7 protein-coding genes are annotated in these 10,003 nt (G+C 64.1%); 4 read left to right on the top strand and 3 right to left on the bottom strand.

Features of this window, described 5'->3' with window-relative positions:
• Positions 1-73: 73 nt before the first annotated feature.
• From cueR to V7060_RS18480, 3 genes are read right to left on the bottom strand one after another with little or no spacing between them, the layout of a single operon-like run.
• On the bottom strand, positions 74-541 hold the full coding sequence (gene cueR / locus V7060_RS16815; protein WP_334180385.1) for a Cu(I)-responsive transcriptional regulator: 468 nt from the start codon (positions 539-541) through the stop codon (positions 74-76).
• Complete coding sequence (locus V7060_RS16810) at positions 541-3,039, bottom strand: heavy metal translocating P-type ATPase (RefSeq protein ID WP_334180384.1); 2,499 nt, start codon at positions 3,037-3,039, stop codon at positions 541-543. Before V7060_RS16810 ends, cueR begins: the two co-directional genes overlap by 1 nt.
• Before the next feature lie 55 nt (positions 3,040-3,094).
• The gene (locus V7060_RS18480; RefSeq protein ID WP_345786318.1) at positions 3,095-3,313 is read right to left on the bottom strand and encodes a hypothetical protein; all 219 of its coding nucleotides are present in this window, start codon (positions 3,311-3,313) and stop codon (positions 3,095-3,097) included.
• Between the two features lie 248 nt (positions 3,314-3,561).
• Here V7060_RS18480 and V7060_RS16800 point away from each other — a divergent pair, with 248 nt between their 5' ends.
• The 4 genes from V7060_RS16800 to V7060_RS16785 all read left to right on the top strand — a co-directional run bounded on the left by V7060_RS16800 (position 3,562) and on the right by V7060_RS16785 (position 9,984).
• Positions 3,562-3,957 carry a hypothetical protein gene (locus V7060_RS16800; RefSeq protein ID WP_334180382.1) on the top strand — a complete coding sequence of 132 codons (396 nt, stop codon included), beginning with the start codon at positions 3,562-3,564 and terminating at the stop codon, positions 3,955-3,957.
• Positions 3,958-4,082: 125 nt separating this feature from the next.
• Complete coding sequence (locus V7060_RS16795) at positions 4,083-5,336, top strand: TolC family protein (protein ID WP_334180381.1); 1,254 nt, start codon at positions 4,083-4,085, stop codon at positions 5,334-5,336.
• Positions 5,333-6,847 carry an efflux RND transporter periplasmic adaptor subunit gene (locus V7060_RS16790; RefSeq protein WP_334180380.1) on the top strand — a complete coding sequence of 505 codons (1,515 nt, stop codon included), beginning with the start codon at positions 5,333-5,335 and terminating at the stop codon, positions 6,845-6,847. Before V7060_RS16795 ends, V7060_RS16790 begins: the two co-directional genes overlap by 4 nt.
• Complete coding sequence (locus V7060_RS16785) at positions 6,844-9,984, top strand: CusA/CzcA family heavy metal efflux RND transporter (RefSeq protein ID WP_334180379.1); 3,141 nt, start codon at positions 6,844-6,846, stop codon at positions 9,982-9,984. Before V7060_RS16790 ends, V7060_RS16785 begins: the two co-directional genes overlap by 4 nt.
• Positions 9,985-10,003 lie beyond the last annotated feature (19 nt).

The raw sequence follows: 10,003 nt of genomic DNA, 5'->3' as shown, positions 1-10,003 counted from the left end.
TATGTAGTCGATGCATGCGTTACTACTCCAACCAGCAGGGATAGCTAGCGTCAGGCTTCCCACTGTGGCAACGTCAATGCCCGTTCGTCGGACTCGCCAAATCATCCAGAATCGGACATTCCGGGCGGTTGTCGCCATGGCATCGACTGGCTAGGTCGCGCAGCGTTCGCTGCATGGCCTGCATTTCGGTAATCTTGATCTGCAGATCGTCGATGTGGCCCTGGGCCAGTTTCTTGACCTGAGCACTGGCTCGCCGGTCATCGCTCCACAAGCCTAAGAGCGATTGGATCTGCTTGATGGAAAAGCCCAGGTTGCGGGCACGACGAATGAACCGAAGCCTGTGCACATCGGCATCGGTGTAAAGGCGATAGCCCGCAAAGGTGCGACCGGCCGGAGGGATCAGATCGATCTCTTCATAGTGGCGAATCATCTTGGCGCTGACCTCGCTGAGCGCGGCGGCCTCGCCGATGTTGTGCAATCCGGCTTCGCGCGCGTCGGCCAGTTCGGGCCGCAATGCCTTGGAGCTGCGTCTGGTTGCCATCATGCCTCTCCCATGTCGGTCTTGGTTGGCTGCCAACGGCGCAACAGCAGCGTGTTGGCAATCACGCTCACACTGGACAAGGCCATCGCTGCGCCGGCGATGACCGGATCAAGCAAGCCCAGGGCCGCCAGAGGGATGCCGACCACGTTGTAACCGAAAGCCCAGAACAGGTTCTGATGGATCTTGCGGGTCGTGCGGCGGGAAATGTCGATGGCATCGGCGATCAGACCCGGCTCAGCGCGCATTAGGGTAACCCCAGCGGCATGCATCGCCACATCGGTGCCGGTTCCCATGGCCACCCCCAGGTTGGCGGCAGCCAGCGCTGGCGCATCGTTGACACCATCGCCGACCATGGCCACCGGTGCCGACTGAGCCAATTCAGCGACCAACGCAGCTTTCTGCTCAGGCAATACATTGGCGCGCACCTCTTGGATGCCCAGCACCTTGGCCACCGAGGCGGCCGCGCCGGGGTTGTCGCCAGAAATCATGACGGTGCGTAGACCCAGCGCGTGCAGCCGTTGCACGGCCGCAGCTGCACTCAGACGCGGTGGATCCTCAAAGGCCAGTATGCCGAGCAATTGCGGATGATCGGTGCCCTGCTCTGCCAGCCAGGACACCGTGTGGCCGGTCTGGCTGAGTAGGTCGGCCCGGGTCTGCAATGCCGTGAGCGCCACGCCATGCTCAAGCATCATACGGGTACTGCCCAGCAACAGGTTCCTGCCATCCACCTTGCCGGTGATGCCGCGGCCAGGCACCGCCTGCACGTCGCGTGAGAGCGGAATGGCGCGCTGGCCCATTGCGCTCAGTACGGCCTTGGCCAAGGGATGCTCGCTGCCTTGCTGCAGGGCCGCCGCCAACGGCAACAGATCGGCCGCGTGGCCACGGGTGGCAGTTTCTTCGGTCAGTACCGGACGTCCTTGGGTCAACGTGCCTGTTTTGTCGAAGGCCACCACCTTTACGGTACGTGCCACTTCCAGCGCTTCGGCATCCTTGACCAGAATGCCCGCTCGGGCGGCCACGCCGGTGCCGGCCATGATCGCGGTCGGGGTCGCCAACCCCAGCGCGCACGGGCATGCGATGACCAGCACCGCTACCGCGCTCAGGATCGCCTGGTTCCAATCACCCGTTCCCAGACCCCAGCCGAGCAGCGTGAGCAAAGCCAGGCCGATCACTACCGGCACGAAGATCGCGCTCACCCGATCCACGGTTCGCTGGATAGATGCCTTCTTGGCCTGTGCATCCTCCACGAGGCGAATGATCCGGGACAACGCGGTTTCGGCGCCGATGGCCAGTGTGCGTACCAGGATGCGGCCTTCGCCATTGATAGCCCCACCGGTGACGCGATCGCCCTCCCCGCGCGCCACGGGCATGGACTCCCCGGTGATCAGGGACTCATCGACGTGCGTGCGGCCCTCCGCGATCACGCCATCCACGGGGATGCGCTCGCCTGGCCGCACACTGACAATGTCCGAGACGGCAACCTCGTGAATGGCAACCTCGCGCTCTTGTCCGTCCTGATACACGCGTGCGGTGGCTGGCCGCAGTGCTTGCAAGGCCCGGATCGCTTGCGTGGTCTGTTGCTTGGCGCGGGCCTCTAACCACTTGCCCAGCAGGATCAAGGTAATGATGACCGCCGAGGTCTCGAAGTACAGCGCGGCATCGCCGTGGTGTCCGGCATCATTGAACAAGTGATAGACACTCAAGCCATAACCGGCGCTGGTCCCCAAAGCGACCAGCAGATCCATGTTGCCGGTGCCGGCGCGCAGTGCATGCCATCCGGCGCGATAAAAGCGTGCACCGATCCAGAACTGCACCGGCGTTGCGAGCAAGAACTGCATCCAGCCCGGTAGCATCCAGTGCTGACCTGCGACCCATCCCAGCATGGGGACGACCAACGGCAGGGACAGGGCCGCAGAGATCAGCAGTTTGAGGGTGTCACCACTGAGCGCCTGGCGCGCCGGCGCTGTATCGATCTTGCCTTCCAGTGTCTGCGGTTCGATCGCGCGATAACCCGCTGCGCTGACGGCGGCAACCAGGGATGTGACCTCCACCAGTGACGTGGCCCGTATGCGCGCACGCTCGGTGGCCAGATTGACCGACACCTCCATCACGCCTGGCACAGCACGCAGCGCACGCTCTACCCGTGCCACACATGAAGCGCAGGTCATCCCTTCGATGATCAGATCCCGCTCATGGCTGGCAACCTCATAACCGGCCTGCTTCACCGCCGCGATCAAGGCGGGCAACGCGGCCGCCGGCGCGGTTACCTCGGCCACTTCTGTTGCCAGATTGATCGACGCATCGCTCACGCCGGCAACGGCCCGCAAGCTGCGCTCTACCCGGCCTACACATGAGGCGCAGGTCATGCCGGCGACACTGAAGCGATGGGTGGCCGCTGGCACTGGTTGCGGCGAGGTGAGCGTTATGTCCATGGAGTAAGGGCCAATAGGAACGAGCAGGTAGCCTGAGCCTTCCCATGATGGGAAGGTCAACAACACGGGACGGTTCTCCACTCAACTTGCCTGTCGCTTGACCTTCCCACCGTGGGAAGGCTCATCGTGACAGCGTCGGCAAACCGCCGATGCTTTTGGAGGGTTGTCCATGAATCTCGTTGTTGAAGGTATGACCTGTGGTCACTGTGTCCGAACGGTGACCCAAGCCATTCAGGCCCTTAACCCCCACGCCCAGGTGGACGTCGATCTGGGCAGTGGCGTGGTCAAGATCGAGGGCCTGCTTGCCGTAGAACAGGCGGTTGAGGCTATCCAGCGGCAAGGCTATGTGATCGCTGCCGTGCTCCCTTCTGAGGCTGGTACGCCAGCCGCCCCGGCCGCCCCGGCCGCCCCGGCCGCCGCATCCTCCTGCTGCGGCGGATGCCACAGCTGAGTCCGCGCGAGGGCTTGATCCTGATCAATGCCAGTCAGCCCCAAGAGGGCTAGACTGGCCATCATGAGAGCTCGCACGTCCCCTGCCGTGATCTGCCCAGCGTCCGCAGGCGCTGCTTCGGGCGTGCGGGAGCTGTCATGGTGAAGCTGCTGAGGCGATGGCGGCGACCCCGTTCTCGTGCCCGACTGGCATGGCTGGGACTGTGGTCGCTGCTGCTGCAGCAACTGGCGCTGGTGGCTTACGCCTGTCCGCTGGAATCGGTGGAAGCTGGACAAGCGACGCTGATGGTCGGTTGCGAAGAGATGTCCGCGCCGGATCCCGATGCTCCGGCGTTGTGCGACCAGCATTGCCAGCGCGATCACATCGCCACGGCCGATGCGAAGGCCCCTCAAGTACCTTACCAGCCCGCGTTGGCCGCCTTCGCGCTCGTGCAGGCTCTCTTGCCACCGGTACACGCGCAGTTCTATCGGGATGTTCCGGTGTGCGTGTCCGATCCGCCTCCCCTGCAGCGCTTCTGTAGCCTGCTGATTTAAGCCCCCTCCTGGATTGACCCGTGCTCGTGCTGCATGCGTTGCAGCGCGCTCATTGTCGTTTGTCCGGAGGTCTTATGGAGATGTCTTTCTTCTTGCGTGCAAGGCGCAGGATGGCGTGTGGGTTCGTGTTTGCCCTGGCGCTCAGTGGTCCTGTGGTGGCGGCATCGCCCGCTATCCCGATCAGCTACACAGAAGCCCTACAACGGGCGCTTACTAACGCCCCAACCCTGCAGGTGCGCCGATCCCAGATCGATGCCAGTACCGAAGAGGCCGCGCGTGCTGGCGCGCTGCCCGACCCACGCTTGATCGTGGGGCTGGCGAACTGGCCTGTCAGCGGACCCGATGCCTTCAGCCTGCGGGCCGATGAGATGACCACCCAGCAAGTCGGTCTGATGCAGGAGTTTCCTGCGCGTGCAAAACGACGCGCCGAGCACGCGCTGGCGCAAGCGACGCTGGCGCAAGCGCGCTCACTGTCGATGGCCGAACAGCAGATGGTGGCCCAAGCGGCCGCGCTGGCTTGGATCGAGCTGTGGAGTACGCAGCAAGCCGTAGATGCGTTGGAAGGATTGCGCGAGCCGGCACGCATAGCCGAGCGTGCGGCGCGTGCTCGCTTGGCAGGTGGCACGGCCGGGGCCAGTGACGTGCTTGCCGCCCAGGCCGCCCTACTGCAGTTGGACAATCGCCTGGAGCAGGTACATGCGGAGCACGCCGCCGCGCAGGCCGGCCTGGCGCGGTGGTTGGGTATTGCACCAGAGGCGATCTTGGCCAGTGGTGCGGCACCGGATTTTTCGCAGTTGCCATTGGAGCCCACCCAACTGCTGGCCAAACTGGACCAGCACACGCCACTACTGGGCTGGGAGGCACGCCAGAGCTTAGCCCAGGCCCAGGTGGATGCGGCCGTGGCCGAAACCCGCCCGGATTGGAGTGTGGAGCTCACCTACGGACGTCGCGAGCGCGCGCCCGACGGCATGGCGCGCAGTGACATGCTCATGGTGGAAGTGGGTGTGGGCCTGCCGCTGTTCCAGAAGAACCGCCAAGCACGAGGCATCGCGGCACGGCGGGCCGAGCTGGAGGCGGTGTCCGCAGAGCGCGATGAGGCCCGGCGCATACAAGCCGAGTCGGTGCAACGCGCGATAGCGCGATGGCGCGGGTTCACCGGCCAGTTGGAGCGCCAGAACACGCAGAGCCTGCCTTTGGCGCGCGATCGTGCACGCACGGCGTTGGCCGCCTACGGCGCCGGTGCCGACCTGCAGCCGTGGCTGGAAGCGCGGCGCGATGAGATCGAATTGCAACTGGAGAACGCCCGTCTGCTGGGCGAACAGGGCCGTGCCTGGGCGGCACTGGCCTATCTGCTGCCCCATGAGGAGAACACGCCATGAGCCCGACCAAGACGCGTCTCACACAGCTCGCCGTGGCCCTCGGGCTGCTGGCGCTCGGCTTTGCCGGCGGCTACGCCTGGATGACTCGAACCTCTGATACCACCCCGCCCACCGGCGCGAGCGGCGCAGATCAAGCACGCAAGGTGCTGTACTGGTACGACCCCATGGCGCCGGAGCAGCGATTCGACAAGCCGGGCAAATCTCCGTTCATGGATATGGAGTTGCTGCCCAAATACGCAGATGAGGCCATAGGGGGCGGAACGCAGATCGATCCGCGCCTGCAGCAGAACGTGGGCATACGCACTCAGGAAGTGACGGTAGAGTCACTAGGGACTGCCGTACGCGTGCCGGGCACACTGACGTGGGATCTGACCCAGGAAACCGTGGTCAGTGCGCGCATGGAAGGCTTGATCACCCACGTGCAGGTAAAGGCGCCGTTTACCGAGGTTCGTCGTGGTCAAGCGCTGGCCACCGTGCAGGCACCGGCATGGAACGCTGCCATCGCCGAAGCACATGCCCTGAGCCAAGCTCAGTCCGCGGGTGCGCGTGAGCTACAGGGTGCGGCGCAACAACGGTTGCGTTCGTTGGGTGTTCCTTCTGGCGCCTCGGCCAGAAATGGCGTCGTGCTTGGCGCAGACCACAGTGGTGTCGTAACCGAGATCCTGGCACGCGAGGGACAGACGGTGATGCCCGGTACGCCACTGTTCAAGATCAATGGGCTGGACACGCTGTGGCTGGAGGCCTCGGTGCCCCAGGCAGCGCTGGGCACCTTGCGGCCGGGGACCTCAGTGCAGGCCACGGTCAGTGCCTGGCCGGCAGAGCGCTTTGCCGGACAGATCCAGGCGTTGCTTCCCCAAGTCGACATGGCTAGTCGCACGCAGCGGGCGCGAATTGTGCTGCGCAACCCGCAGCGTCGGCTGGTGCCGGGCATGTTCGCCGAGGTTCTGGTGCAGCCCGACGCCGAGCAGGCCCTGCCAGTCGTTCCCACGGAGGCGCTGATCGCCACCGGGCGGGACAGCCGGGTCATCGTGCAGGATCCGGACGGGAGCTTCCGGCCAGTGCGGGTGAGTGTGGGACGTAGCGTGCAAGGGCGCACGCAGATCGTGGCAGGCTTGGCCGGTGGTGAACGCGTGGTCGTCTCGGGTCAGTTCTTGCTCGACTCCGAAGCCAGTCTCTCCGGTGCGTTGGAGCGCCTGGGTGCTGCACAACCGACACGCCCTGCCAGCGCATCAGGTGTGCACGAGCGCCATGACGCCGGGCACGAACCACGCACTGTCGTGCCGTCACCGTCCAGACAGCCTGCGCCTGTCGCGCCAGACACCTCCACCTCTACGCCGCCGCGCTGCCCGGTGCAGTACTGGTATGACCCGATGGTGCCGGAGAAGCATTTCGACAAGCCGGGCAAGTCACCGTTCATGGATATGCAGTTGGTACCCAAGTTCGGCCCCGCCGCAGCCGCTGATTGCCAGGCAAGCGACGTCATGTCCGAAGCGATGGAGAGCACACCATGATCGCGCGCCTGATCCATGCTTGCATCGCCAATCGCGTGCTGGTGCTGGTTGCCGCCGCGCTGCTGGCGGTGGTCGGTATCTGGTCAGTAAAGAACACGCCGCTGGATGCGCTGCCGGACCTGTCGGATACCCAGGTCATCATCCGCACGCAATGGGCGGGGCAAACCCCGCGCATCATCGAAGACCAGGTCACCTACCCGTTGGCCACCACGATGTTGTCCGTGCCGGGCGTGAAGGCGGTACGCGGCTTCTCCTTCTTCGGTGATTCATTCGTCTACATCCTGTTTGACGATGCCACTGATCTTTACTGGGCGCGCTCTCGAGTGCTCGAGTACTTGAGCCAGGTACGCGATCGACTTCCGCCGAATGTGAATCCGGCGCTGGGTCCTGATGCGACAGGACTGGGCTGGATCTACCAGTACGCCTTGGTGGATCGGACCGGTCAACGTGATGTGGGGCAGCTGCGTGCGTTGCAGGACTGGTTTCTTCGTTATGAGCTAAAAACCGTGCCGGACGTGGCTGAAGTAGCCAGTGTGGGCGGTGCGGTGCGCGCCTGGCAGATCCAGCCCGATCCGCAGGCGTTGGCGGCCCGTGGACTGACGGTGGCCGAGCTCATCGAGGCGGTGGATGCGGCCAACGGCGCTACCGGTGGCTCGGTGATCGAACAAGGCGAAGCCGAACTGATGGTGCGTAGCGAAGGCTACCTGCGCACACAGGAGGCGTTCGAACAGGTGCCGGTAACCGGCAACGACGGCATCCCCGTCCTGCTCGGCGAGGTGGCCACGATCAGTCGCGGGCCGGTCTTCCGTCGTGGTATCGCAGAGTTGGATGGTCAAGGTGAGGTGGCCGGCGGCGTGATCGTTCTGCGCACCGGCAAGGATGCCTTGGGGGCCATTCGGAACGTCAAAGCGCGACTGCAGGCGTTGCAATCCAGCTTGCCCGAGGGCGTGGAAGTGGTGCCGGTGTACGACCGCTCCGAGCTGATCCAGGATGCGGTACGCAACCTCACCCACAAGCTTGGCGAAGAGTTCCTGGTCGTAGCACTGGTATGCCTGCTATTCCTGTGGCACCTACGCTCGGCGTTGGTGGCCGTCATCACCCTGCCCTTGGGTATCCTGGCGGCCTTCATCGTGATGCACGCCCAGGGGATCTCCGCCAACTTGCTGTCATTAGGCGGCATCGCCATCGCCATTGGTGCGATGGTCGATGCAGCGGTGGTGATGATCGAAAACGCACACAAGCACCTGGAGCACTGGCGGGAGGCGCACGGCCGGGAACCTCAGGGTGAGGAGCGCTGGCAGTTGATGGCCCGCTCGGCGGCCGAGGTCGGACCGGCCCTGTTCGCCAGCTTACTGGTCATCACCCTGTCTTTCGTGCCGGTTTTTGCCCTGCAGGCGCAAGAAGGGCGATTGTTCTCGCCCTTGGCCTACACCAAGACCTACGCGATGGCCGCCGCAGCAGGGTTGTCGGTGACCTTGATCCCGGTCTTGATGGGCTACCTGATCCGCGGCCACATCCGCCCGGAACAGCAGAACCCGATCAATCGCATCCTGATCGCTGGCTATCGGCCCATCCTGCTGTGGGTCCTCAAACATCCCGGTGTCACCTTGCTGCTCAGCGGCCTGCTGCTAGTGCTCACCTTGATCCCCTTTAGCCGGTTGGGCAGTGAGTTCATGCCGCCCTTGGAAGAAGGCAGCCTGTTGTACATGCCCACGGCCCTGCCCGGCCTGTCCGCCGACAAGGCCCGTCAGTTGCTCCAGCTCTCGGGCCGGATGATAAAGACCGTACCGGAGGTTGAGCATGTGTTCGGCAAGGCGGGCCGTGCCGAAAGTGCGACCGATCCGGCACCGATCGAAATGTTTGAGACCACCGTGACCTTCAAGCCGCGGGATCAATGGCGCCCGGGCATGACCCCCCAGAAGCTACGCCAGGAGTTGGACGCAGCGGTCAAGATTCCCGGTCTGACCAACCTATGGGTCCCGCCCATTCGCAATCGCATCGATATGTTGGCCACCGGCATCAAGAGCCCGATTGGGATCAAGGTCTCCGGACCGGATGTGGAGCAGATCGAGCGTCTGAGCCAGCAGATCGAGCAGGTGGCCAAGACCGTGCCCGGCGTGAGTTCGGCACTGGCCGAACGCGTCACGGGTGGGCGCTATGTCGATGTACAGGTGCGCCCGGAAATCGCTGCACGTTATGGATTCACTCAAGGCCAACTCCAGCGACTGATTGCCACGGTCGTTGGCGGCGATCCAATCGGGGAAACGATCGAGGGGCGCGAACGCTATCCCATCGTCTTGCGCTACCCCCGTGACCAGCGTGACTCGTTGCAGGCCTTGCAGGATCTGCCGCTGATCGCGCCAGGCGGTGTGCAACTGACCTTGAGCCAGGTGGCGGAGCTGTCAATCAGCCCAGGCCCGCCGATGCTCAAGAGCGATAACGGCCGGTTGGTGGGCTACATCTACGTGGATGTGGCCGATCGCGACTTGGGATCGGTGGTCCAGGACCTGCAAGCCGCGGTACAGACCCAGGTGAGTTTGCCTGCCGGCTATGGTCTGGCGTGGTCGGGGCAGTACGAGTATCTGCAACGGGCATTGGCACGCCTGCAATGGGTGGTGCCCGCGGCGTTGGCGATCATCTTCCTGGTCATCTGGATGGTGTTTCGCCGGCTTAGCGATGTATCCATCATCCTGCTCAGCTTGCCCTTGGCGTTGGTGGGCGGTTTCTGGTTGATCTGGGGGCTGGGCCATGCGATTTCGGTGGCCAGCATGATCGGATTCATCGCCCTGGGCGGCGTTGCGGCTGAGTTCGGCGTCATCATGCTGCTGTACCTGCGTCATGCCTGGGAGCAGCGCTTGGCCAGCGGTGCGCCGGAAGATGTGTCTACCCTGCAAGAGGCTATCTACGAAGGCGCCGTGCAACGGGTGCGCCCGAAGGCGATGACGGTAGCCGTCATCCTGGCCGGGTTGTTTCCCCTTTTCGTCGGTGCCGGTGCCGGCTCGGAGGTCATGCAACGTATCGCCGCGCCGATGCTGGGTGGCATGCTCACCGCACCGGTGCTCTCTATGGTGGTGATTCCCGCAGCGTTCTATCTGGTGCGGCGACGTGGATTGCGCGCGGCGCGGGGCGACCAATGAGAGACAGACTGAGCACTTG

This window comes from Pseudoxanthomonas sp., from assembly GCF_036845285.1.
Taxonomy (GTDB): Bacteria; Pseudomonadota; Gammaproteobacteria; order Xanthomonadales; family Xanthomonadaceae; genus Pseudoxanthomonas_A.
The sequence above is the reverse complement of the archived record's forward strand: the minus strand, read 5'-3'. Positions and strand labels throughout refer to the sequence as shown.